Below are 25588 nucleotides of genomic sequence, written 5' to 3'. Positions count from 1 at the left end.
AAATTTTCTTTTTATTGGCTGAAACATGCCTGTAGGGATGTTTGGATGGGAGATGCAAATCTTGAAATATATCTTGTTGATATGTTTTTCTCAGGGAGTAACGAGGAATTTCTCCCTTGTCTGTTGGATCATCTCAGGATTAACTAGCGGCTATTTGGGCAATTTTTTTACATCTAGCTAATAAAGGAATTGCAAAATCAGGATTCAGTTGGGCAATTTTTTTACATCTAGCCAATAAAGGAATTGCAAAATCAGGATTCAGTTGTTGTAATAGCTGATCTATGGGCTGGGGTGATTTAATGTTTTCAGCGATGGCTGCCAATGAGTCATCACTCAAATTCACCCTTTGCAATTCCGATAAGATTTCTTCCCAAGTCTTCCCTGGATAACTATCGAGGATTATTTGCACCAAAATTTGATCCATCACTGCTTTTTGAGCTAAGGCTGTTTCCAGATATTGATCACTTTTTGCCTGTAAAGTTGCTAATGTTTCTGGAGCGGTCAGGGAAGTTGACCCATCTAGGGTGGCTTCATAAAAACCACAAGCTGCATATCCCAGGGAATATATCATTGTGGCATTTGTGCTAGTGGCGATGGCAGCACCTGCAAAAGGTACATTTCTCAACAAGCCTAATCCAGCCAATCTCAAAAGACGACCACCACCTAAACCCAAACCAAAAATTGCTAAAATTTCCCCCTTACGGGCGGGGTCTTTTAAGTCTAAATCATAAGCTGCGGCAATTTGGTAAAGCATTTCTGATTGTAATTTTGTTGTTGCAGCTAAATCAATTGCCAACAACGGGGCTACCAGTCCTGGCAAAATGCTACTTGCTAGACCAATTCCTCCGGCTTTCGTGGCTTTGTCAACCATGATCCTATGGGCGATTTGACTGGGTGATTCATGGGAATACTTTTGCTTGATCTGATTTACATGTGCTTGTGCTTTTTCCAAATCGACGGTTTCACTAATGCCAATCAACCAATCAAGATTTAATACCCCAGTTAGTTTTCTAATCAACCAATTTTCACTGATGCGATGAACTACATTACCAATGATTTCAGTGGCTTGCTCAATTAATTTATATGTTTGTTTTGCCGCAACTATTCCTGGGCCAATGGATTTATCTAAAACTATTTTGCTTGCTTGGGCTGGGGTATGAGTCATTGTCTCTCCTACCTCACCAATAGCCTGGACAGTTTTAACTAAAGACTCGAATATAGATTCCTTTTCTTCCCTTGGTGAATTATCTGCCTTTTTTACCTCTGTTTCTAGTTTCGATTTATCTGCCATTTTTTGAGACCATAATTATTAACAGGCTCTTCTTTAAGTTTTAGTAAACAGAGAAGGATATGACATCTTCCTCAAAGAACAAACTTAGGGGTCATTGGTCATTAGCTTTTGACTTTTGTGTTCTTGCCTTAGTTTCCAACTCCTGAGATAGTTTCAGCTGGTGTTCTAAAAAATTATGCTCTCCTAAAATTTTGTAGAGATTAATATTTGTTTCTAGTAAACAGGCGTGTCCGCTGTTGGGTAATACAACCATCCTAGTGTTGGGTAAAATGCTAACCAAACGTTTGGCTTCTTTTACAGAGGGTAAAAGGCGATCGCTTGCAGCTGCGATGAGCAAAACTGATTGATTCACTTGGCGTAACTGGTTTTCAGTGACATTAAATTCTTTCAATAAAGACAATCGCCAGTTAACTGTGACTGGGGGTACAGAACGCATAGTTTTCAACAATTCGTAGCGCACGTTCCGGGGAATACGTGCCAAGGATGCCAAAAATGGTAATAAACCTAGTGCGCCAACATCATAAAAGCATTCTGGAACAAAGTAAGTCACTTGAGATGTCCAACTCAACCAGGGACGAAGTTGAAATGCAGATGCTGGGTTGACCAGGATAATTCGTTTAAATAACTGTGGTGCTTTGGTTGCTACTTTCATTGCCAAACAACCTCCAAAGGACTCACCACAAAGATAAACTGGTCTTTGGGAGCTTTTTTCTAATTCGGTGTGGATTAAGTCCAAGACGTTACTGCTTAATACATCCCAGGTGGTGAGGTCTTGTCTGGGAATGGCCAAACACCGAACATCAAAGCCAAGTTCTAAGCCTGCTGTTTGCGATCGCAACAGTTGCCCAGTTCCATCTAATCCTGGTAAATACACAAACAACGGATAATCTAGTTGGACTCGGTTAGGAGTGAGAAAACAAGGTTTTAGCTCAACTTTTGGCATGATAAAATTTCAATTTAACTTTTTGGTTTTCTTGGCATTGCCTGGGTGAAAATCCCTGAATTTTGTAGATGGGATTACAGAAGGATTCAAGCACAATAGCCATACTAAAATTATGATAAAATAATAGCCTGGTTAATAAAAACCACACTGAATCGCAATTGAATAATTTTGCTCAACTGAATTCATAAAAAAAGATTAAATTTATCAGATGAAAAAACACTGCTTAAACAACTAATATTTGTGAAGTTTAGGCGAGTTTTTCTATAGAAATGTCAAAAATACCGGACTTTCTAGTAACAACCTTTTTGTAGTAGAGTAGCAATTTGATTATGGCAATGCCCAGTCAGTTCACTCACAACATTTTTAGCTTGTTTGCCGTGATATTTTTGCTGATGTTGTGGCGTAACCCAATAAGGGTGACCAATTAATACAACAACTCGACGATATATAACCAAGGGATGCAGCCCTGGTTGATCGAATAAAGGTTCTGAAGGATCGAAGAAAGTTAACAGTCGTAGAGGTAAGCCATATGTATTGACTTCTTGTAGGGATGCGATGGCAATTGGTAAAATTGCCAAATCCTGTACAGTAGACCGCAATGCCAAATGAGCAAATCCTCTCTGAAACTTACCGACTTCATGGGGAAGGGTAGATGTCACCATTGGCCGAGTTCCTTCGGGAAAAACACCTACCATCTGTTTTGACCGTAAAATTTTCTGTGACTGCTGAAAAAAGCTTTGCTGACGGTTTGGCTCATTCTCTAAGGGAAAACATCCCAATTCTCCTGTGACAATCTCCCGCATGATTGGTACTTGCCCCATATAGTGATGGCAAGCAAAACGAATTGGACTGGATAGCGCCGACATTAAAACCAGTGCATCCATAAAGCTACGGTGATTGCTGACTACCAGAACACTAGCATCTTTGGGAATGCGATTTTCGTGATAGCGAAACATTTGCGTCGATAACGCCGCTAGGAAATAGCGAGAAATATCCAGGGGTCTATTGCCGCTCATAGGAAAATTAATATGTTTTTTCTGAAAAAATCCCATTGAATTTTTACATTTCTGTATTAATAGTTAGCCAATCTTAATCTAGAAAATTTTTATCTATAAACCTAGCTAGGTTATTTGTAGATAGGGGTTATGTAGTTACAATCACAATTCAGATGATAGCAATCATTATAAAGAGTTATCACTAGGTGAATTATGTCTTGTGAGTCAATACTAACCTGATATATACATATTAATAAACAATTTTTGTCGTGAGAAATTTGCTAATATTAAATTACGGTTTGTCAAACTAGGAGTATGATTATATAATTGCGTGGTTTTACCAATAAAAGTCAGATACAAAAGATTTTAATAATTTATTTTTTAATTGTGTATGGATTTAGTCAATAAAACAGAAAAGACATTTGCATTGACAACACCCCTATACTATGTCAATGATGTTCCTCATGTTGGCAGTGCTTACACAACAATGGCAGCAGACGCAGAGGCGCGGTTTCGCAGGCTGTTAGGCCATGAGGTATTGCTGATTACAGGTACAGATGAACATGGGCAGAAAATTGAGCGTTCAGCAGAGAGTTTAGGGAAAGATCCACAAGAGTTTTGTGATGAAATTGTGCCTAGTTTTATCAACTTATGGCATTTACTAAATATTCAATTTGATCGCTTTAGTCGGACTACTGCTTCTCGTCATGAAGCCATCGTCAAAGAGTTCTTCCAAAGAGTTTGGGAAAAAGGCGATATCTACCAAGGACAACAGAAAGGTTGGTACTGTGTATCTTGTGAAGAATATAAAGAAGAACGGGAACTATTAGAGGAAAGGCGCTGCCCTATTCATACTAACAAGGAAGTCGAGTGGCGAGATGAGCAAAACTACTTTTTCCGCTTATCTAATTATCAAGCACAACTAGAGGAATTTTACCAATCTCGACCAGATTTTATTCAACCAGAAAGTCGTCGTAATGAAGTTTTAAGCTTTGTCAGTCAAGGGTTACAAGATTTTTCCATTTCCCGGGTAAATGTAAAGTGGGGTTTTCCTGTACCAGTTGATCCCAAACATACCCTTTATGTGTGGTTTGACGCCTTGCTAGCTTATGTCACAGCATTATTAGAGCCAGATGCAGAAGCAACTTTAGCCAATGCTTTAAAAAATTGGTGGCCAATCAACCTGCACTTAATTGGTAAAGATATTCTCCGATTCCATGCAGTTTATTGGCCGGCCATGTTAATGTCAGCTGGTTTACCTTTGCCAGAGCAGGTGTTTGGGCATGGTTTTTTGACTAAAGATGGTCAAAAAATGGGCAAGTCTCTGGGTAATACTCTAGATCCTGTAAGGTTAGTTCAAACCTATGGTAGTGATGCAGTTCGTTATTACTTCCTTAAGGAAATCGAATTTGGTAAAGATGGCGATTTTAATGAAGTTAGATTCATTAATGTTTTGAATGCAGATTTGGCTAATGACTTAGGTAATTTGCTAAATCGCACCTTGAATATGGTGAAAAAATACTGTGGTAGTGATGGAATACCAATTACCAATGAAACCATTAACGACGACAACCCTTTGAGAGCGATTGGTTTACATCTAGGGGAAAAGGTACGACAAGCCTATGAAGCGTTAGCTTTTAACCAAGCCTGTGAAGTTGCCCTTGTCCTGGTTAGAACCAGCAACAAGTTTATTGATGAACAAGCCCCTTGGTCACTATATAAACAAGGCAAGCAGCAGGAAGTGGAAACAGTACTGTACGCAGTTCTAGAATCTGTTAGACTAGCAGCTTATCTTCTTTCCCCAGTGATTCCAAATATTAGTAGTGCTATTTATGAGCAGCTCGGTTTTGGAATTGACTTTAATGATCAAATAAAAACTTCAATGCTGGGCTCTTTTGCTACCCATTCAAAATGGGGAATACTAACCAGTAAACAATTGTTGGGTAAACCCCAACCCGTGTTTAAGCGAATAGAAGCTCCAAAAAAGGATTAGCGCTTTAATTTACTATCATTTTTTCATCTGTTCAACTTCTTAATTTTCTCAAAAAACTAATCGGGGCTTAACTTACTTATTAGCTCCGAGGCCTTATCATAAGCCGTTCTAAGATATCAGCTTGGTAAATGAGTATCAAATATAACAACAATAATAATGAGGTATGACAACAATGTTGAATAATCTAGAAAGTGATTCAATATTTACGCCGGAACAAGTCTTAGAAAATAGAGGTCGTGTAGCTATATTTATTGATGGTTCTAACTTATTTTATGCTGCGTTACAACTAGGAATCGAAATTGACTACACTAAACTACTATGCCGATTAACTGGCGGTTCTAGACTATTGCGAGCTTTCTTTTATACTGGTGTAGACCGCACTAACGAAAAGCAACAAGGGTTTCTGTTGTGGATGCGTCGTAATGGCTACCGAGTCATTGCTAAGGATTTAGTGCAGTTACCAGACGGTTCAAAAAAAGCCAATCTGGATGTAGAAATTGCCGTGGATATGATGGCTTTAGTAGATTCTTATGACACTGCAGTATTAGTCAGTGGCGATGGAGATTTGGCATATGCGGTAAATTCTGTAAGTTATCGTGGTGTGCGCGTCGAAGTTGTTAGTTTGCGCTCCATGACCAGTGATAGTTTAATTAATGTCAGCGATCGCTACATTGATTTAGAAGCCATCAAAGAAGATATCCAAAAAAATCCGCGTCAAAGCTATCCGTATCGACCTTTATCCACCATGGGTTTTCTGGAAGATATCAGAGAAACTAACCAACAGTTAGAAATCCAAGATTAATGAAATATCAAAAAGTTAGGCAGAAAAATAGTGTCAATTGTGTGGAAAAAGGTCAAATTAAAGTAAATTTACCCAAATTATTTTCATCACTCAATTATTTACAACTAAAAGTAAAATTATTTTACCTGCCTTTAACTTTTTTATTGGTAATTGGGTTAGTGGCTTGTGGGGGCAAACCCCCCCCAGGTTCTGGGTCAAATGATGCTGATTCATCCTTGGAAGAAAGCAATTTGACATTTTTTGATGTCACTTTAGAACAGGCAGATGAAGTAGGAAAACCACTGTGGAAAGTCAGATCTAAAAAAGCAATATACACTAAAGAAAAACAAATTGGGCAGGCAGAAAGTCCTGTTGGTGAACTATACCAGGATGGTAAACCAGTTTATAAAATACGAGCAGACAAAGCAGATATAGAACAGGATGGTGAAAAGCTATTTCTGAAGGGAAAGATACTGGCAACAGACCCTATCAATGGTATTGTATTGCAAGGTAATGAATTAGAATGGTTACCTAAAGAAGATTTATTAATTGTTCGTAATCAACTCAATGGGACTCATAAACAACTGAAGGCAACGGCCCAAGAAGCACGAGTTAAAACCCGGGAACAGCGTATAGAATTTTCTGGTAGAGTAGTAGCCAAATCCGTTGACCCTCCAGTGCAAATGCGAACAGAAAATTTAATTTGGCGGATAAAAGAAGAAGCATTAATTAGCGATGTCCCTATAGAAATTGAGCGTTACAATAACAATCAAATTACTGACCGTGGTCAGGGAGGTGCTGGCAAAGTCAACTTAAAAACTAAAGTTGCTACTATCAAAAAAAATGCCCGGCTAGATTTACTGGATCCACCAACGCAAATAGCTAGTAACTCCATGACCTGGGACACAAAAGCAGAAACAGTGATGACAAATTCCCCTGTAACTGTTGTCCAACGTGCTGAAAATGTGACAGTAACAGCCAATCAAGGACAAATGAAAATACCGGAAAAAGTTGTTAATTTAAAGGGTAATGTTAAAGTTATAGGGCAGGGTAGTCAAACCCTCAGTTCTAATCAACTAAATTGGTATTTAGAGAAAAAATTATTAGAAGCTCAGGGAAATGTTGTTTATCGTCAAATTGAGCCACCAATAAATTTTACAGGTGAAACAGCCGTTGGTAATTTGCAAACAAAGGACATTTTAGTAACAAGGGGGAAATCTGGAAGCAGGGTAGTAACAGAAATTGTTCCTCAATACCCTAATTAGTCATTAGTCATTGCTGATGAGTAAGGGTTTGAGGATTGTTTGCTTTTTGTGCTTTTGCAACTAGGTTTATTTGTACAGATCTGCTGAGTTAGGGATTAAGAATTATTATTATTCACACCTAACAAAATTTCGTTACGAGTAGCAGAACCCAATTCAGGTGAAAAATATTTAGGAGATTTGGGAGTAATGGTAGGAGGAATATTGGGAGCTACATCTAACTGTTTAACAAGAGCTTGTAATAACTGATCCTGACTAGCGCGGAAACCAGAAATTTGTGGGCCACGGTTAATAATAGCAAACCAAACCAAACCGCGGTGGCCTGTGGGTATCACTCCAGCTAAAGCGCTCACTTCGCGTAGGGTACCAGTTTTCATGACAGTGGCATCAGGCATTTTTCTCCCTTGCAATGTTCCGCGACGGTCAAATCCAAAGGTAGGAAACAAATCAGCCACATTAATTTTATGGGCGACTGCTTCCCGTTGAATCGCCATTAACATAGCACAAGCTGCTCTTGGAGAAATACGATTGTCTACCCCTAATCCTGAACCATTAATTAACTTAATTTCTGCCTCCGGTACTCCAGCCAATGTGGTAGCTTTGGATTGCACGACACCTGCTCCTCCCGCTGACTCCGCCAACATCTCTGCCATAACGTTGTTACTGAAAACATTCATTTCCTTGATTAGTTGCTGCAAGGTTAAAGAACGGTGACGTACCAGCAGGGTTGCTTGGGGGTTTAGTTGGGGTGCTAACTTGACGCTACCGGCAATAACAATTTGGGGTTTGGCTGTCCCCTTGGCCATGATTGAATGTGTATAATTTGCCGGACGAGTCCAACTTGAACGATTCAGTGCTTGCTTGAGCATCTGACCAGCTAGTATGGGATTTTGTTCAAAATTCATGGCGAAATTGCTGGTGATGAGCAAATTTCCCTTAACTTGTTTGATGCCGATTTTATTTAGAGTGTTACCCAGAGTGATGGCTTCTTCCCAAACAAACAAGGGATCACCACCACCGATAATCACCAAATCTCCCTGTAACACTCCGTTAACTATTGGTCCTGTGGCACTGACCAAAGTTTCAAACTGGTGGTTTGGCCCCCAGGTTTTCAAAGCAACAAGTGAAGTGGCAATCTTGGTGAGAGAGGCGGCGGGTAGAGGTGTTGTACCTTGATGATTAGCCATCAAAATCGGCCCTGACTGCATCCAAATTCCTTGACTATTGGTTAAGTTTTCCGTCACCAATTGCGAGGAAGTCAGTGCTTGCAAATATTTTTTTACTGTGGTGGTTCCCGTTGGATTTGGATCAGGTGCTAGAACCAAGCCAGGGCTATTTTGCCAAGTTAATGCCTCTAAGGCTTGCGCCGGCTTGATTTGTACACCAGCCATTTCCAACCAAAGAGAAATTAAACCTGAACCCAATAATTCCAGCATATTTGATTTCCTTATATCTTTCCTGTGTTAATGTACAGGTTTTTTGAAGATGATCAGAATTTCAGAATTGTTGATACTTCCCATGCTTAGAAGCCAGGGGATTCTTAAAAAGTCCACAAAGGAACTTTCAATGGTGCTATCAAGGACACCCTATTGATTCCACTAAGGTCTAAATCTAGTTTTATCACTACTTTAACTAAAATATTAGCGGCACCTTTGCCATTAGCATTGAACAAAATATTTTTTGCTCTCCGGTAAAATCATGGTTTTACTGGTTTTCCTGATGATTGCCATCCTTCAGGTTTTTCGCTGAATTTACGTAGCACATCACCATCTAAAAATTCTGCAACTGTGGTTAAGGAGGGTGGGGAAACCACCCCTGGTAGCTACTTTCTTTCTGGATGTTCCTTTTCTGACGGTGGAGGAGTACCCATCTGGTTAATTGCGGCAATCATCTGATATAAACGACCCAAGTCACGTTGGTTAAAGTAGAAAACGAGGCGGGGTAGTTCTGCGGTCTCATCTTGGTTTTCTTGGGGCAAAGCCTGACTTTTTTGAATTTTTCCTTTCACCAGAATGTCGCTAAAGTTAGCATTTAACTTTTCTACCACAGCATCTGATAAATCTGTTGAAAGACGAATGACCAACTGCTCTCCTACGTAGCGGCTAGAGTGATAAACGCGATAAAAATTAGTAATGGCATTACAAGCTACTTCTAGATTATCTGTCACTGTGTAAAGGCTGGGGTCTTCAGGGCTGACAAGACCTTTTTGGACTAGTTGCTGATCAACATATTTGCTCCAAGAGAGCCAGTAATCTCCACCTGGATGATCAATTAAAACTACAGGAACAGGTCCAAATTTACCAGTTTGGCTTAAGGTCATACACTCAAAAGCTTCATCTTGAGTCCCAAAACCTCCAGGAAATAAGGCTACAGCATCACTTTCTTTAAGGAGAAATAGTTTCCGGGTGAAGAAATACTTGAAATGAATCAGCTTAGGATCACCCTCAATAAATGGGTTAGCTTGCTGCTCAAACGGTAACTGAATATTTAAACCAAAGGAATTATCTCGTCCAGCGCCTTCGTGACCAGCTTGCATAATGCCGCCGCCACCACCGGTCATTACCATGAATCCTAACTGACAAACAGCACGAGCAAACTGAAGGGCTATCTGATACTCTGGTGTTTCTGGCGATAGACGAGCAGAACCAAAAATAGTTACTTTGCGGACGTGTCGGTAGTCATAAAATAGCTGGAAACCTCTTTCCATATCTGCTAAAGCAGCGGACAAGATTTTCCAGTCAAGACGTTCAATCTCGCTATCAGCTAAACGTACTATAGTAGCCAGGGCTTGCTGAATTAGGATGCGATTTTTTAACGTCGGTAAGCGATCAAATAGTTCAGCGATATCCGCCTGAAGAGTCTCTGATGTGTCAAACGACGCAGATGAGGTCATGAGAACTGTCGCTACAATGGCATTACATTTTACCTGATTTTGGAATGCAGTTGACAACTGCTTTGAGTAATCGTTATGTGATGGTGCATGGTTTCTGACTATGAACATAGTCCAGACTATTAACAATATTCTGATTTAAAATTAACCGCGGCAGTTGTCAAGAAATTAATGGCAATGGATTTAATTCTGTAAATTTACTGCTGTGGAAAGAAAAAAATTCACAGGTAAAGTGGAACATTCAAAAGGAGGTAGTCCATAACCTAGGCTACACCACCAAAAATTAAATAGGAGTTATGTAGCGCAATAAATCGTTACAAAAACTCCATTTTGCTTGGGAAGCAATAACATATTTTCCAGAACAACGTTTTACTGTAGCATTGTTAATTTGAGGGTGTTTGGCACCATAAAAGTTTTGTTGAGACGCGAGTTTTCGCGCCTCGCAAACTTCTTCACGAAGATATACCTAGATGTTTGTTCAAGGTATTAGCTAGTGTACTTTTAGGCACGGCACCGACGACCATATCAACTTTCTGCCCATCTTTAAAAATCATTAATGTAGGGATACTGCGGATACCGTACTGACTGGCGACTTGAGGATTATCGTCAGTATTTACCTTGACAACTTTTATTTGACCTTCATACTGACCAGCTATTTCTTCCACAACAGGAGCTACCATGCGGCAAGGACCGCACCAAGGTGCCCAGAAGTCAACTAAAACTGGTATATTGCTTTTGATTACTTCTTGCTGAAAATTAGAATCCGTAACTTCTGTGGCTGCTGACATGCCTAAAAACCTTTGCCAATTATATTTCTGAGTTTGGTGAAAATTCTACCATAGCAAAAACAGCAGGCTAGAAGTCAAGAATGTACATTTGCAACAAAGCTAAAGAGATTATGCACAAACATAAGGAACCGCCCGAACAGTAGTCCGGGCGGAGTGTGGTGTGAGGAGTGAACGGAAACATGCGTCTCCGCTATCTCTATTGTAGGCTAGATATCTGATTTTTCCAGGGATTGTTTAACAGTGTGGAAAAAATTTTTCTGAAGCAGTGGAGTTTAAGTATGGGGCATAGGGCGTGGTAAAAAATTTATTTTTTATTAGCAATTCCCTAATGCCTATTCCGCATCTTTTTACTTACCCATACCTAATTGTTGGGCTTTTTGGTATACTTTTCCTTCAGTTAATAGGGAAGGAGCAATTACCACTTCAACTTGCTGCATTTCTTTGATATTTTTGGCTCCTAATGTACCCATGCTAGTTTTTAGGGCTCCTAGAAGATTATGAGTGCCATCATCTAGTTTTGCAGGACCCATGAGTATTTGCTCTAGACTGCCAGTTGTACCAACGCTAATGCGTGTACCACGGGGCAGTACTGGGCTGGGAGTTGCCATTCCCCAATGATAACCCCTACCTGGAGCTTCGGCAGATCTGGCAAAGGGAGAACCGATCATTACCGCATCGGCACCGCAGGCAATACATTTACAAATGTCGCCACCAGTTATTAAACCGCCATCGGCAATGATGGGAATATAATTACCAGTTTCCTGATAATAGTCATCCCTGGCCGCAGCACAATCGGCGATCGCACTTGCTTGGGGTACACCAACACCCAAGACACCACGGGAGGTACAAGCTGCACCGGGGCCAATTCCCACTAATACCGCGGCGCCCCCAGCTTTCAACAAATTTAAAGTGACTTCATAAGTCACGCAATTCCCCAACGCCACAGGAATGGGCATAGAACGGCAAAATTCGGCCAAATCCAGGGGAACTATCGACTCTGGTGATAAGTGTGCCGTAGAAACTACCGTAGCTTGCACGAAAAATAAATCTGCCCCAGCTTTTGCCACTACCTGACCGTATTTGCTTGCAGCTGCTGGGGTGGCACTTACTGCTGCTATACCACCTTGCTGTTTAATTTCCTGGATGCGTTTTTCAATTAATTCTGGTTTTATCGGTTCGGCATACAGTTCTTGCATTAAGGAAACAAACTCACTTTTCCCTACAGAGGCAATCCGATGTAAAATCGGCTCTGGGTCATCGTAGCGAGTTTGAATACCTTCTAAGTTGATAACTCCTAATGCTCCTAGCTGTGACAATTTTACGGCCATTTTGACATCGACTACGCCATCCATCGCACTGGCAATTATTGGGATTTGTCGCTCAATATTGCCGATAGTCCACCTAGTATCTGCTAGACTCGGATCGAGTGTTCTGTTACCGGGGACCAGAGCAATTTCATCAATTCCATAAGCTCGACGAGCTTTTTTTCCCCGCCCAAGTTGAATGTCCACGCTTTAACTTTTCTCAATTCTGTTTAAGCTAGGGTATCAAATTGTGAGGGGATTTGGGGCGTTTTTTTTTGCTAGCAACCAATAATTTTTACTGCATAAGTCTCTGGGCAAAATTGTTAGCTAAGGTTTAAAATTTAAGTATACCTCGAATAAATGAATATACACTTATACTTGCATACTCTGTGTATGCTGATATAATTTTTTGGCCAAGGAAGAATGCCCGGTGATGAGAATGATCAAGAAATGCGAAAATTTTCCAAAATCTTTAAAGATTATGTGTTAAGAGTTAACATGGCATGGATGTTGTGAGTGGGTTACATAAAAATTTTTAAGGATGTAGTTTCGTACTTTGAGAGGGTTATAGCCTGCATGGGAAGCAAGAAAAATTTCCCCTTGAGGTTTTAACCTTTGACCCTCTGAAATTGTTACAATTCTTTCAGATTAGATATTGAAGCCTTGATCCAATCTGAAACCTTAGAACTACTCGAATGGCATCGCCTTTGCCAGCATCTTTCTACCTTCGCGGCAACTAAACTAGGGACGATGGCGTCACTTCGCCTCAAAATACCTGCATCTCAAACAGTCAGTAAGCAGTTATTAGCCCAGACATCAGAAGTTTACCATCTGGAAACTCGATTGACAACCGGATTGTCGTTTGAGGGAGTTCAGGATATTGGTGATTCTTTAGAACGGGCAGAAGTTGGCAGTATTTTAGCGGGGGACCAACTGCTAGCCATCGCTACGACTTTGGCAGGTGCTAGAAATTTACGTCGTGTTATTGATAACCAAGAAGATTTAACCACATTAACTGAGTTGGTCGCGGAATTGCGGACTTATCCTGAATTAGAGCAAGAAATACACCGATGTATTGATGAACGAGGTGAAGTAACCGACCGTGCCAGCCAAAAACTCGGAGAAATTCGCACAGGATTACGTAAAATACGTAGTGAAATTACAGAAAAGCTGCACCAGATTTTAGTTGTAAAATCTGGTGCAGTCCAAGAACAGCTAATTACCCAACGGGGCGATCGCTATGTCATCCCTGTGAAAGCACCACAAAAAGATGCTATCCCTGGTATTGTGCATGATAGTTCTACTAGTGGAGCGACACTTTACGTAGAACCTAATTCTATAGTGCCATTGGGTAACCAACTGCGGCAGACAGTAAGAAGAGAACAAACAGAAGAAGAAGCAATTCGGCGCAAGTTAACAGGGCAAGTAGCAGCAGTCAAGCCAGATTTAGAACGATTATTGGCAATTGTGACAACGTTGGATTTAGCAACAGCTAGAGCTAGGTATAGTTTTTGGTTAGGAGCCAATCAGCCCAGATTTATCAACCGTGAAGAGAAGGAAATTGTTACACTGAGGCAATTGCGCCATCCTTTGCTGGTGTGGCAACAACAGCACGAACATGGTCAACCCGTGGTTCCTGTGGACTTGATCATCAGTCCCCATATTCGGGTAGTAACGATTACGGGGCCTAACACTGGGGGTAAAACAGTTACTTTAAAAACCTTGGCCTTGGCAGCATTGATGGCTAAAGTGGGATTATTTGTCCCTGCCCGTGAACCAGTGGAAATACCTTGGTTTGACCAGGTGCTAGCTGATATTGGGGATGAACAATCGTTACAGCAAAGTTTATCTACATTTTCTGGACACATCCGCCGTATTAGTCGGATTTTGGATGCTTTGGGCAGTGAAGAAAATGAAGTTGACAATCCTTCATCCCTGGTATTACTTGATGAAGTCGGGGCGGGAACGGATCCAGTGGAAGGTAGTGCATTGGCCATCGCATTATTGAAATATCTCGCTCATCATGCTCAGTTGACCATTGCCACCACTCACTTTGGTGAATTAAAAGCGCTGAAATATGAGGATGAGCGGTTTGAAAATGCTTCTGTGGAATTTGACGAAAGAACACTTTCACCTACCTATCGTTTATTGTGGGGTATTCCTGGGCGTTCTAACGCTTTGACAATTGCCCGGCGTTTAGGCTTAAAACCAGAGGTGGTAGAAGAGGCAAAAGCTGAGGTGGGGGGCGCAACAGATGAAGTTAATCAGGTAATTGCTGGGTTGGAAGCGCAACGCCGCCGTCAAGAAACAAAAGCTGCGGAAGCTCAACGTTTGCTGCAACAAGCCGAACGGTTATATCAAGAAGTCTCGGCAAAATCTCAAGCTTTGCAAGAACGGGAAAAAGCTTTACGGGCAGAGCAAGAACTAGCTGTACAGCAAGCGATCACCCAGGCTAAAGCTGAAATTGCCCAAGTAATTCGCCGTTTGCAACAGGGTAAACCCAAAGCCCAAGATGCCCAGCAAGCAACGGATGAGTTAAATAAAATTTCTCAAAAATATCAGCCAGTAGTAGCGCCGAAACCAAAGGTTGGGTTTACGCCTAAAGTTGGTGATCGTGTGAGGATTTCCCAGTTTGGGCAAACAGCAGAAGTTTTAACCTCTCCCAATGCCGATGGTGAATTCAGTGTGCGTTTTGGCATGATGAAGATGACAGTGAAGCTGGAAGATATTGAATCTTTGGATGGTCAAAAACCTGAACCGGTGGTGAAACAAAAGCCAGCGCTAGCACCTGTTACTCAACCAGAACAAAACACCCCAGCTATTCGTACTTCTTGGAATACGGTGGATTTACGTGGTAAACGGGTAGCTGATTCGGAAATTCTTTTAGATAAAGTAATTTCTGAGGCTACAGGCCCAATATGGATTATTCACGGACACGGAACTGGGAAGTTGCGCCAAGGAGTTCATGCATTTTTGGAGCAGCACCCCAGAGTTAGCCACCATGAACCAGCAGAGCAAGCAGATGGTGGTAGTGGTGTCACCATTGCTCATGTCAATTGACAAGGTGGAAAATAAATTTTCTTCTAGTAGAGTAAGACAAAGACTACTGCTGTTTACCAACATGAGCAAAGCTTGCGGCAGCTTCTGGCTAATAGCAATGGGAAACCAACCTTGATATTTAAGAGTCTTGTTTCAAAATGGGTAACAGCAACAGCCCCTAAAGCCTGATCACCTATGCTAAAAGTTATGCACTCGGCCGCTGATTCAGCCACACCAAATCCCCAGTGGGGGGATTTAATTAAGCTCCCAGCCTCAAGTAAAGTTCAATGGGACAATATCAAAACTCAATTAGACTTGGTGCTGTTGGCGCTAGAAACTTTAACTGGTATTGGTTCCGAGGCCATGCTGTCTGCGGCCATTAATCTCAATTTAGAATCAAGAGTGCCAGACCGGGTAGCTTTGTGGCGATTGCGTCAGTCTAATCCCTTACGCAAAGGTCAAGGTGGGCGGAAAAAGCTAGATGTAGAGGAAGCTCGCTCGCTCGTTCTCATTATTTGCTACCTCGCCAAACAGCACCAAGAATTGATTCGCCGTGCTGTTGGTCTACTAGAACAAATGGCGGAAAACAAGCGGAAACCTCATCAGGCTGCTTTACTTGGAGATTACATCGATGCTTTCTGTAACACCTACCAAGAACGGATGGAAGAAGACGAACAAATAACCACAGATCTACTCACCCACTTGGCACTAAAACTGCTTGTAGATTTATTGTTTTATAGTGCGCCTGGTGGACACCGCCGTTTCTGGCTAGCACTTATAGACAGTTATGCAAAATTTTAAATAATCTTCTCCCTCGCCGTTTCTGCCATGCCACGATTAAATTCAGTCATTAGACGCTATACACCCCCGACTTGTACTCTGGAAATATTAGCGCAAAGTTCACCCTTATCTCATTTGATGGGAAAAACAGTGATCAAGCAGCTATCTTTTGAATTGTATTTTGATGCTCCCCAACTACCGGAAGAAGGTAAAATTTTGGTTCGGGGTGATCGGGATCAACTAGAAAATTTGTGTGATGTTGTCACCAGCTATGTACAAGAGTTTCTACAGCAACCCCCGGATAACTTTTGGCTCAGTCTGACCGAACCCCAAGATTCTAATAAAGTGTCCCATGAATTGGAATTGTCCGGGTCTAACCCATCTCCACTAGGAAATATTAAAACCTTCAAATCTTTTACATCCCAAACATCACAGGGGAAAATCTACTTAGAACCAGCAAATTATTTAACTCATAATTTGTTTCTGGGTTCCCTGGCTAACCAGACAACTGGTTCAATTATTAAACTGAGTCTGCTGCAACTATTCGACTTAGCAACTGCTTTAGATGGTTACTCTACTGATATCATGGCTTTACCAAATGAAACTCAAAAAAATTTGAATCTGCGATTACCTGCTTGGGCTCCTATTGCCGCAGTGATGGTGTTGGGTGTGGGTTTGTTACCGGTGACTTGGCAATTTGCTAACAGTAAGAGACAAAATCAACCACAAACGGCAAAAATATCTAAGCCACAAGAGGGGAAAACAGCCCTAGAACCCTTATCCTCTTTCCAAGTTCCCAGATTGCCAACAGAATTTACCCCTTCCCATGATTTAAAACAGCTACCACCTGTAGGCTCAAATTCTCAATTTCCTTCTGTCACTTTGTCTGAACAGATTTCTCAAGCATCTAATTCTGATCTGTTTAGGAATTCCTCTTCATCTGTATCATCTGCACAAGCTCCCCTATCTATATTTAAGTCGAAAGCTCGTGATATAAATAGCAATTTAGGAACTATAACCTCTACAACTCCTCAACAAACTATTACTGCTTTATCAAATCCCCAAAATGAAAGTGCGCTAACTCAAAAGCGGTCTTTAACACCTAGCTTGTCTGCTAAGGGAGATGCATTACCTGGTATTTCATCACTTCCCTTGTCTGTGTCTGGTAATGCGAACAAAAAAATTAGCCAGACTCCTTCTTCATCGGACTCATTAGTTAATCAACAGCAAATTGAAACAGCAATTAATTCTTCTGTAAATGTTGATGTTGAGGTAGATAATCAGAGTTCGTTACTTACTAGGTCAATGAGTCAACCAGTAAGGACTAAAATCGAGGAATCTGGAACTCAAAGGACTTTGTTTGACACACCTCAAGTAGCAGAAGCCAGAGAAATATTCACAAAGCGGTGGCAGCCACCTACTGGATTTACAGAAACCTTAGAATATAGTTTGATAGTGGATATTGATGGTAGTATTGAAAGGATTTATCCTCTCAATCAGGCTGCGACAAAATTTATCGAAAGTAGCGGGATACCAGAAATCGGTCAACCTTTTGTTTCTGCCAATAAAAATCGAGAAATTCTCAAAATTCGAGTTGTTCTCAGTCCTGATGGTAAGGTGCAAACTTTTCCTGAAAATTAAGAATAATTGGTAAATGCTCATAAATATGTATCAGGTAGGGATGTTCATTTCTACCTGATACAAGAGAGCCTACAAAGGCTTTTTGATTATTAATTACTAATGGAATTAATGGGATTTTTTGTTTTTTAAGTTTTGCTTTTTACGTCGCCGTTCGCTAGTAGATACAGATTGTTCTACTGGATAGCCTGCAATAGGTATTACTTGATATTTGCGCTCTTCTTCTAACTTTTTTAGTTCAGTATAATCAACCCAATGGATGCAATCAACCGGACAAGTATCAATTGCTTCTTGGATCATCTCCTCACTATCACCGTCTTGGCGAATCACTCGCGATCGCCCATAGTCTGGTTCAATGTAGAAGGTGTTGCGCGCCACGTGAGCGCAGTGTAAGCACCCAATGCAAGTAATTTCGTCAACGTAAATGCCCTTTTGACGCTCAGTACCGCCCAGTTCTGGTTCTAGACCAGAGCGTTCTGGCTCGTCGCGTAAGAAACCGCCTAACTCTGGCTCCAGACCGGAACGGTTGTTTTCTTGTTCTGACGGCGACGTTACAAAATCAGCCATTAGGCACTCCAGCGTTGAACTACTAGGCGAATTGAACCATCTTGATTTTTTTGTTCTTCGGCAACTTGAAAGCCTGCACGGGTGGTTTCTTTGATAACTGATTGATAAGCGTAGCGTTGAGTTATTTGACGTAAGAATCCATCCACAGACAAGCTTTGTTGCCAATATTGTAAGTCTGCTACTAATTCGTATTCTTTGCCATTCCATCTAAAGCCGATGTCATAGCCATTTTCCTGCTCAATGGTTACTTCTGCAGGATGGGTTTGACCACGATAGCCGCGTACTTCGCGTGGGCCAGGTTTCCAGTTTATGCCCAATTCGGTGAGAGCATCTTTTAAAGAGTCAAGGTTACGGATTTGAGTCTTGATTTGGCTAAAGTGTGACATGGCAGTTGTTAAATAAATGACACTAAATTTTTGAGAAATTTTACCAATCACTGTATGTGGCTTGCGTGTTTACCACAGGAGATTCCTGAACCTGAGGAGCAAAAAATTCTGAGGTTGGCTCATGGCTAAGTACTAGCCCCAGCTGTGCCTCTATTGCTGCTGTAACTTCAGCGCAAGAATTGCCCATAATGCCAGTGACTTTTTCTTGTACTCGACCGTCTGGATAGATGATGAACTCTAATGTCTCCATGCTTTTGGCCAACTATGATAGTATCTTTGAACTGTACTGCCTGAGCAGCAGGCTAAAAATGTAGCCTTTGGAACTTTTTACTTAGATACAAACCTGGCATTTGTTAACTAATGTTCCGTTTTTCAAAATATATATCTCAGAATTTTTACAAAAATTATTATTATTATAAGCACATACATCAGTTATTAGTTAGTTTCTCTTAACCTGAAAAATTAGTCAAGCTGACAGTTGCTCTGCTAGATTCAGCCAAAAAAGCCCTAAAAATCAGCACTAGCACTGCTATGGACAGTTATTGGCTTCACAAAAATACAGGATTTGTTGCAAAAATTTATCATTTTCATTAAAACTATGCTAGTCTTAGCATAGATTAGGTTCCATGATAGTAATTGCACTCAGTGAAAGTATGTTACCTGTGCAGTACAACAGGGTATGAAACCAGTGGTTTTTTGGCCAAAAAAACGAGACCGAAGCTCCTGGCTTTAGAGATTTATGTGGGTATAAAAGAAATTATTTTAGAATTCCCCCGGTAATTTAATGCCGAAATTATTGATTCTTCGGTAATGGCAGTATAACCAATGGTTTTTATGGCAAGGGGTGAAACAGAAGGTCAGGGAAAATGTAATTAAAAATAGTCCAAGTAGTAAAAGCAAGTATAACTGAAGCAACTGCAAGTACAGGTGCGGTAGAGAGATATTTCAGAAAATATTGTTTTTCTTGATTTATTTTCTCCATACAGTTAATTGTTTCGGTTTAAATTTAATTTATTAGTTTAATAATAAATATTTATCTACACCATTAATCTAGCTGAGGTAAGGTTAATGGATTTACATTTATTCCTATTTAAATATTCCATGTGAGTTACAAAGAGATGTAAAACCAGCAGTAATTATGGGGGGCATTGTCGGCGTGGCCTGCCGTTAGGCATATAACGCTACGGGAGTTGAAGCTTCTACTTTCTTTGGGGCATGTCTGGTTGAGCAAGTTTCCATGGTGAATGTAGAATTTCCTTGCCTAAAGGCAAGGGGAGTGTCAACCCCGTACCTTGAGGTCGGGGAGTGTGAAATTGTCAACAAAAATATTCTGGTAAAAAAACCATTAGTCAGCTAACGAAGGAAGGATAATGGAGCATAATTAACCTTTATAGCTGTTAACACAAGTCGATAAATTTACTATGAATACACACCTAACAAACCAACCTATCCGCGTCGGAGTCCTGGGTTTCGGTGGACTGGGACAAGCAGCCGCTAGGGTATTGGCTGGGAAACAGGAAATGCTCTTAGTTGCAGCCGCCGACCAAAAAGGCTACGCTTACTCTACAGAAGGTTTGAATATTGGAGACTGCATTAAAACCTACCAATGTCAAGGTTCAGTTGGTTATTTGGAACCATTTGGCACATTAAGCAATCACAGCATTCAAGATTTAATTGCTACGAGTCAGCCTGTAGATGGGTATTTCCTGGCATTACCTAACTTACCCAATGACTTTATTCCTTCAGTCGCCCAAGAATTTATCAAGTCTGGTTGGCGGGGTGTGCTAGTGGATGCCATTAAGCGCACCAGTGCAGTGGAACAACTGTTGTCGATGAAGGCACAATTAGAAGCATCTGGAATTAGTTATATGTGTGGATGTGGTGCCACACCAGGACTATTAACAGCAGCCGCAGCCTTAGCCGCCCAAAGTTATGCAGAAATTCACAAAGTAGAAATTACTTTTGGTGTGGGTATTGCCAATTGGGAAGCTTATCGCGCTACGGTTCGGGAAGATATTGGACATATGCCTGGTTATGGTGTAGAGACTGCCAGGGCAATGACTGATGCAGAAGTAGAAGCTTTATTAGATAAAACCAATGGCGTGCTGACCTTGGAGAATATGGAACACGCTGATGATATTATGCTGGAGTTTGCCGGTATTTGTTCCCGCGATCGCGTTACAGTTGGTGGCGTGGTTGATACTCGCAATGCAAAAAAACCCCTTAGTACCAACGTTAAGGTGACAGGACGCACCTTTGAAGGTAGGATTTCCACTCATACTTTTACTTTAGGAGATGAAACCAGCATGGCTGCTAATGTTTGTGGACCTGCCTTTGGTTATCTCAAAGCTGGTAAACAGTTACACCAGCGGGGTATTTATGGCATTTTCACCGCAGCCGAAATTATGCCCCAATTTGTCAAGTAATCAAGTACCACTGGAAAATGTAAATACCTACACCTGAGGCTATAGTTGGAGCTTCTGTACTCATAGGGGAGTGCCGCGGAATGATTCCCTCTGTGCTGGTGTTTTACGCTGTGTTGCCGTCGCTATCATGGTGAGTACTAGGGAACTTTCATTTACCTGGGTAAATGTTAGTTTTCCACTCCAGAAATTTGCGCGAAAGTAATGAACAATGTAAAGATGTTAATTTTGGTTGGTAGTGAGAAGACAAAGCTATTAATTATGATGTGAAATTAACAATCTTCCAAAGGACTTAATCTATGGTGCTAATCTACTTGTTTGGAATACCGTCCCCTGGGTGTCTACGCTAACGTGTTCATCATTTGTCACAATAGGAAGGCGGTGGCATGATTATTTTTAGAAAAGTGTCGGCAAAAAAAATTAGCTTCAGTTGTAGGCTGTGGCGACTTACTGCCATAAAAACAATCTGGGACGAGTAGACGATGATAGACGAAAATAAACAAGTGAACAACACAAGCCAGCAATTGGGTGAACCAACAGAGGTAAAGCAAGCAATGAAGACTGACTCCCCAGCCCAAATGAACTCTAACGAATCTGGCGGCGAGGTTACTGAGCAAGTGAAAACCCCAAGCAATGTATCGGATGATACGACGATGACAATAGAAGATGGTGTAGCTGCGACGGAAAAGACTGAAGTAGAAACCGCTGTTTTGGGAGAATTAACTCAACAAATTGAGTCTCTCAAGGGGCAACTAGAAGAACGCAATACTCAGTATATGAGGATTGCGGCGGATTTTGAGAATTACCGCAAACGCACGAGCAAAGAAAAGGAAGAGCTGGAATTGCAAGTGAAGCGGAATACAATTTTGGAATTGCTACCCGTAGTCGATAATTTTGAGCGAGCACGAGCGCACCTCAAGCCACAAACCGAAGGCGAGATGACAATTCACAAAAGTTATCAAGGAGTTTATAAACAACTAGTTGAATCTCTAAAACGCATAGGGGTGTCACCGATGCGTCCTGAAGGTGAACAATTTGATCCTAATCTCCATGAAGCAGTTATGCGCGAACCTACGGATGAACATTCAGAAGGAACAGTGTTGGAAGAATTAGTACGCGGATATTATTTAGGCGATCGCGTGCTGCGCCATTCCATGGTCAAGGTGGCTGCTCCTAAGGAAGACACACCACCTGTACAGGAAGATCAGTCGAGTTGATCTGACGGTGAAATTGTAGTTCCTCGTCTGATTGACCAAGAGTGGTTAGGTTATACCAAGGATAGGCATTGCATATGTCAGCAAGGATAGGGCTGGTGACGGTTTGCCGGACTTTTGCAGCCCACCTTGTGATCACAGGTTGCCTATGGGTCAAGAGTTGATGACAATAAGCTCACCATATACAAATGTCAGTGTTTTAACTGCAATCCTCCTGGGGGGTTTTCCGCACCTAATTGTGGGGGTAGTTCCTATGGTTCATCACCAGGGGTTGACCCTGGTAGGTAGCACAATTGTAAGAGAGGCAGTTTATGTGCTTTACTTTGGCGGCTTTTGTTCTCTCCCATGAGGAAAGCAAATGTTGCTTTAAACTTGCCGGTGATTTTTGTGAAAGGTAAAAGGTACAATCGATATATTAATAAAAATTTACTTTTTCTTTCTGCCCGGTTTCCGGCAAGCCGCCCTTCCAAAGTCACTTGAGCGACTGTTCGCCCTTGGGCGAAGCACAGGAGTAAGTTCTATTGTGCTGAGTGGCCTACTGTTACGAGTAGCCACTGTTGAGGAATATGACTTACCGTAAGATAGCAAGTGTCTGTGGCGTTTATTGCTTTCTGCTTTCTTCCTCCTAACTTTTACCTTTGTTATATGGCCCGCGACTATTATGAAATTCTGGGTGTCTCTCGTGACGCCGACAAAGAAGAAATTAAACAAGCTTATCGCCGTTTAGCCCGGAAGTATCACCCAGATGTGAACAAAGAACCGGGAGCGGAAGATCGATTTAAAGAAATTAACCGCGCATATGAAGTGCTTTCTGAGCCTGATATTAGAGAACGTTATAATCGTTTTGGTGAAGCAGGTGTATCAGGTGGTGCTGCTGGTGCAGGCTTCCAAGACATGGGGGACATGGGCGGCTTTGCCGATATCTTTGAAAGTATATTCAGTGGCTTTGCTGGTGGCGGGATGGGTGGTCAAACCCAAAAACGGCGCAGTGGACAGGTGCGTGGTGACGACCTCAGGCTAGACCTGAAGTTAGACTTTCGCGAAGCAGTATTTGGGGGGGAAAAAGAAATTCGCATTTCCCATTTGGAAATCTGTGATACCTGTGGGGGTTCCGGAGCCAAAGCAGGTACTCGCCCTCGCAATTGTTCCACCTGTGGTGGTTCGGGTCAAGTCCGTCGCGTTACTAGAACGCCTTTTGGTAGTTTCACTCAAGTGTCAACCTGCCCCACTTGTAACGGTAGTGGAATGGTAATTGAAGACAAATGTGATGCTTGTGATGGAAAAGGTACAAATCAAGTACCAAAGAAACTAAAAATTACTATTCCCGCAGGGGTAGATAATGGTACACGCTTGCGAATCTCCCAGGAAGGAGATGCTGGTCAACGTGGTGGACCTCCTGGGGACTTGTATGTCTATTTGTTTGTCAATGAAGATGAACAATTCCAACGGGATGGTATTAACATTCTTTCGGAAATTAAAGTTAGCTATCTACAAGCAATTTTAGGTTGCCGCTTGGAAGTAGAAACTGTAGACGGGTTAGTAGAACTGATTATCCCGGCTGGAACTCAGCCTAACACAGTAATGAAGCTAGAAAATCGTGGAGTTCCTCGCTTAGGCAATCCTGTCAGTCGCGGAGACCAACTGCTGACCATATTAATAGACATTCCTACTAAAGTGACACCAGAAGAAAGAGAATTGCTAGAGAAGCTAGCTAAAATTAAGGGAGACCGTACAGGTAAAGGTGGTATAGAAGGATTTTTGGGAAATCTGTTTAAGTAATGAAAACCTCTCATCCCTCAACCCCCCAAGCTCAACTTGACCTGCGGGGCACACCTTGCCCCATTAACTTTGTCCGCACAAAATTATATTTGGAAAAAATGCAGCCGGGAAGTTTATTAGAAGTATGGCTAGATTCTGGAGAACCCATAGAGCAAGTTCCTGATAGCTTAGTCATGGCAGGATATCACATTGAAAAAATTACAGATTGCTTAGGCTATTTTTCCTTATTGGTACGCCGTCCCCCCACAGCCTAATGACAACCCTTGAAACAATATCTACTCATGGACAGTTGCTCGGTACAGTATTAGCCCTCCAGGCAAACTTCTATCGAGTACAACTGGATATAGAAAACGAGAGTACAAAACTAGAAAGAGACAACAAGGATTATTCTCCAGCATCCACGGCCCCCATCTTCCTCTGTACGCGCAGAACCCGCTTGAAAAAAATTGGGCAGCAGGTAATGGTGGGCGATCGCGTGGTAGTATCAGCAGCCCATTGGTCTAGTGGTAGAGGAGCAATATCTCAAGTCCTACCTCGCCAAAGCCAAATAGACCGACCAGCCATTGCCAATGTTGACCAAATTCTACTCACCTTTGCTCTCACAGACCCACCTTGGCAGCCGTATCAAATAAGTCGGTTTCTAGTCAAAGCCGAATCTACAGCGGTAGAAGTGCAATTATGTTTGAACAAAAGTGAATTAGTCTCACCAGAAAAACAACAGGAAATAGCCCATCGCCTAGCCGGCTGGGGTTATCAGCCCCATTTTGTTAGCGTGCACACAGGCATCAATATAGATGCACTACTGAAGCATTTAAAAAATAAGATAACAGTAATTGCTGGTCCTTCTGGAGTCGGAAAAACCAGTTTAATTAATATGCTAAATCCCACCCTTGATTTGCGAGTAGGAGAAGTATCCGGCAAACTAGCACAAGGTCGTCATACAACCCGCCACGTAGAATTATTTGAACTACCAGGGGGCGGTTTACTAGCAGATACTCCCGGATTTAATCAACCCGACTTGGAATGCAGACCGGAAGAATTAGTATATTACTTTCCTGAAGCCAGAGAGCGGTTAGCATTAGCCAGCTGTCGATTTAGAGACTGTCTGCATCGAGACGAACCTGATTGTGTAGTGGGAGGCGACTGGGAAAGGTATGAACATTATTTACAATTTTTAGACGAAGCTATCGCCCGTCAGTTCAAAATTTCCCATGGTCAGCTTGTTGACCAAGCTGACCCGGAATCAACTCTGAAAATCAAAACAAAAAGCAACGGTAAGCAGCAATACGAACCGAAATTAGAGAGAAAAAAATATCGTCGCCCCTCACGCAAAACCCAGTTGCAAGAGATAGAACAATTGTATCAAGAAGCCGAAGAATAGGGAACAGTGGACTGGATTGAGCAAACCCATCTTAAAAAATCATTGAGTAAAAATACATCCATATCCCTAAAAGACCATTAGAAAAACTTTATTCCCAGGGCAGCGGAAAGAAAAAAGAACCTGAGTAAAAAACT

21 protein-coding genes and 1 pseudogene are annotated in these 25588 nt (G+C 41.6%); 11 read left to right on the top strand and 11 right to left on the bottom strand.

What is annotated here, in order from left to right; genetic code table 11:
* Positions 1 to 139: 139 nt before the first annotated feature.
* The 3 genes from NWP25_RS13170 to NWP25_RS13160 form a co-directional block, all read right to left on the bottom strand.
* The gene (locus tag NWP25_RS13170; RefSeq protein WP_280699559.1) at positions 140 to 1291 is read right to left on the bottom strand and encodes a hypothetical protein; all 1152 of its coding nucleotides are present in this window, start codon (positions 1289 to 1291) and stop codon (positions 140 to 142) included.
* A gap of 91 nt (positions 1292 to 1382) precedes the next feature.
* A complete protein-coding gene (locus NWP25_RS13165) occupies positions 1383 to 2234 on the bottom strand; it encodes an alpha/beta fold hydrolase (protein ID WP_280651073.1) in 852 nt (283 codons plus the stop codon).
* Positions 2235 to 2524: 290 nt separating this feature from the next.
* Positions 2525 to 3250: a lysophospholipid acyltransferase family protein gene (locus tag NWP25_RS13160; protein ID WP_280651072.1), complete on the bottom strand. Its 726-nt coding sequence runs from the start codon at positions 3248 to 3250 to the stop codon at positions 2525 to 2527.
* A gap of 370 nt (positions 3251 to 3620) precedes the next feature.
* On the opposite strand from NWP25_RS13160, the gene metG reads away from it, so the two are divergent.
* The 3 genes from metG to lptC all read left to right on the top strand — a co-directional run bounded on the left by metG (position 3621) and on the right by lptC (position 7268).
* Complete coding sequence (metG, locus tag NWP25_RS13155) at positions 3621 to 5222, top strand: methionine--tRNA ligase (RefSeq protein ID WP_280651071.1); 1602 nt, start codon at positions 3621 to 3623, stop codon at positions 5220 to 5222.
* 172 nt (positions 5223 to 5394) lie between these two features.
* Positions 5395 to 6024, top strand: a complete 630-nt coding sequence (locus tag NWP25_RS13150) for a LabA-like NYN domain-containing protein (protein WP_280651070.1) — start codon at positions 5395 to 5397, stop codon at positions 6022 to 6024.
* Positions 6024 to 7268, top strand: a complete 1245-nt coding sequence (gene lptC / locus NWP25_RS13145; RefSeq protein WP_280651069.1) for an LPS export ABC transporter periplasmic protein LptC — start codon at positions 6024 to 6026, stop codon at positions 7266 to 7268. Before NWP25_RS13150 ends, lptC begins: the two co-directional genes overlap by 1 nt.
* Before the next feature lie 95 nt (positions 7269 to 7363).
* Here the strand turns inward: lptC and NWP25_RS13140 are convergent, their stop codons facing one another.
* The 4 genes and pseudogenes from NWP25_RS13140 to NWP25_RS13125 all read right to left on the bottom strand — a co-directional run bounded on the left by NWP25_RS13140 (position 7364) and on the right by NWP25_RS13125 (position 12454).
* Complete coding sequence (locus NWP25_RS13140) at positions 7364 to 8701, bottom strand: D-alanyl-D-alanine carboxypeptidase (RefSeq protein ID WP_280651068.1); 1338 nt, start codon at positions 8699 to 8701, stop codon at positions 7364 to 7366.
* Positions 8702 to 9087: 386 nt separating this feature from the next.
* Positions 9088 to 10158, bottom strand: a complete 1071-nt coding sequence (locus tag NWP25_RS13135) for an LOG family protein (protein WP_280699574.1) — start codon at positions 10156 to 10158, stop codon at positions 9088 to 9090.
* 449 nt (positions 10159 to 10607) lie between these two features.
* Positions 10608 to 10964, bottom strand: a pseudogene (gene trxA / locus NWP25_RS13130) (thioredoxin); the annotation flags it as partial.
* A 326-nt stretch (positions 10965 to 11290) separates the two neighbouring features.
* A complete protein-coding gene (locus NWP25_RS13125; RefSeq protein WP_280651067.1) occupies positions 11291 to 12454 on the bottom strand; it encodes a GuaB3 family IMP dehydrogenase-related protein in 1164 nt (387 codons plus the stop codon).
* A gap of 456 nt (positions 12455 to 12910) precedes the next feature.
* On the opposite strand from NWP25_RS13125, the gene NWP25_RS13120 reads away from it, so the two are divergent.
* The 3 genes from NWP25_RS13120 to NWP25_RS13110 all read left to right on the top strand — a co-directional run bounded on the left by NWP25_RS13120 (position 12911) and on the right by NWP25_RS13110 (position 17707).
* Positions 12911 to 15307 (top strand): endonuclease MutS2, encoded by a 2397-nt coding sequence (locus tag NWP25_RS13120; protein WP_280651066.1) that lies wholly within the window; start codon positions 12911 to 12913, stop codon positions 15305 to 15307.
* 174 nt (positions 15308 to 15481) lie between these two features.
* On the top strand, positions 15482 to 16087 hold the full coding sequence (locus NWP25_RS13115) for a DUF3038 domain-containing protein (RefSeq protein ID WP_280651065.1): 606 nt from the start codon (positions 15482 to 15484) through the stop codon (positions 16085 to 16087).
* 27 nt (positions 16088 to 16114) lie between these two features.
* Positions 16115 to 17707 carry a DUF4335 domain-containing protein gene (locus NWP25_RS13110; RefSeq protein WP_280656405.1) on the top strand — a complete coding sequence of 531 codons (1593 nt, stop codon included), beginning with the start codon at positions 16115 to 16117 and terminating at the stop codon, positions 17705 to 17707.
* 105 nt (positions 17708 to 17812) lie between these two features.
* Here NWP25_RS13110 and NWP25_RS13105 read toward each other — a convergent pair whose 3' ends face one another.
* The 4 genes from NWP25_RS13105 to NWP25_RS13090 form a co-directional block, all read right to left on the bottom strand.
* Positions 17813 to 18271, bottom strand: coding sequence for a ferredoxin (locus NWP25_RS13105; RefSeq protein WP_280651063.1), 459 nt, complete (start codon positions 18269 to 18271; stop codon positions 17813 to 17815).
* Complete coding sequence (locus NWP25_RS13100) at positions 18271 to 18657, bottom strand: DUF1257 domain-containing protein (RefSeq protein ID WP_280656406.1); 387 nt, start codon at positions 18655 to 18657, stop codon at positions 18271 to 18273. The genes NWP25_RS13105 and NWP25_RS13100 overlap by 1 nt, the downstream gene beginning before the upstream one ends.
* A 40-nt stretch (positions 18658 to 18697) precedes the next feature.
* On the bottom strand, positions 18698 to 18907 hold the full coding sequence (locus NWP25_RS13095) for a DUF2997 domain-containing protein (RefSeq protein ID WP_280651061.1): 210 nt from the start codon (positions 18905 to 18907) through the stop codon (positions 18698 to 18700).
* A 582-nt stretch (positions 18908 to 19489) separates the two neighbouring features.
* A complete protein-coding gene (locus NWP25_RS13090; RefSeq protein WP_280651060.1) occupies positions 19490 to 19639 on the bottom strand; it encodes a PsaJ protein in 150 nt (49 codons plus the stop codon).
* Between the two features lie 439 nt (positions 19640 to 20078).
* Here NWP25_RS13090 and bioU point away from each other — a divergent pair, with 439 nt between their 5' ends.
* From bioU to rsgA, 5 genes are all read left to right on the top strand, one after another.
* Positions 20079 to 21083 carry a (S)-8-amino-7-oxononanoate synthase BioU gene (bioU, locus tag NWP25_RS13085; protein ID WP_280651059.1) on the top strand — a complete coding sequence of 335 codons (1005 nt, stop codon included), beginning with the start codon at positions 20079 to 20081 and terminating at the stop codon, positions 21081 to 21083.
* 479 nt (positions 21084 to 21562) lie between these two features.
* Positions 21563 to 22297, top strand: coding sequence for a nucleotide exchange factor GrpE (grpE, locus tag NWP25_RS13080; protein WP_280651058.1), 735 nt, complete (start codon positions 21563 to 21565; stop codon positions 22295 to 22297).
* A gap of 642 nt (positions 22298 to 22939) precedes the next feature.
* On the top strand, positions 22940 to 24073 hold the full coding sequence (dnaJ, locus tag NWP25_RS13075; RefSeq protein WP_280651057.1) for a molecular chaperone DnaJ: 1134 nt from the start codon (positions 22940 to 22942) through the stop codon (positions 24071 to 24073).
* Entirely contained in the window at positions 24073 to 24327 is a 255-nt protein-coding gene (locus NWP25_RS13070) for a sulfurtransferase TusA family protein (RefSeq protein ID WP_280651056.1), read from the top strand. Before dnaJ ends, NWP25_RS13070 begins: the two co-directional genes overlap by 1 nt.
* Entirely contained in the window at positions 24327 to 25454 is a 1128-nt protein-coding gene (gene rsgA, locus NWP25_RS13065) for a small ribosomal subunit biogenesis GTPase RsgA (protein ID WP_280656409.1), read from the top strand. The genes NWP25_RS13070 and rsgA overlap by 1 nt, the downstream gene beginning before the upstream one ends.
* Positions 25455 to 25588 lie beyond the last annotated feature (134 nt).

It is taken from the genome of Umezakia ovalisporum Ak1311 (genome assembly GCF_029891685.1).
In the GTDB taxonomy this organism is placed as follows: Bacteria; Cyanobacteriota; Cyanobacteriia; order Cyanobacteriales; family Nostocaceae; genus Umezakia; species Umezakia ovalisporum.
The sequence above is the reverse complement of the archived record's forward strand: the minus strand, read 5'-3'. Positions and strand labels throughout refer to the sequence as shown.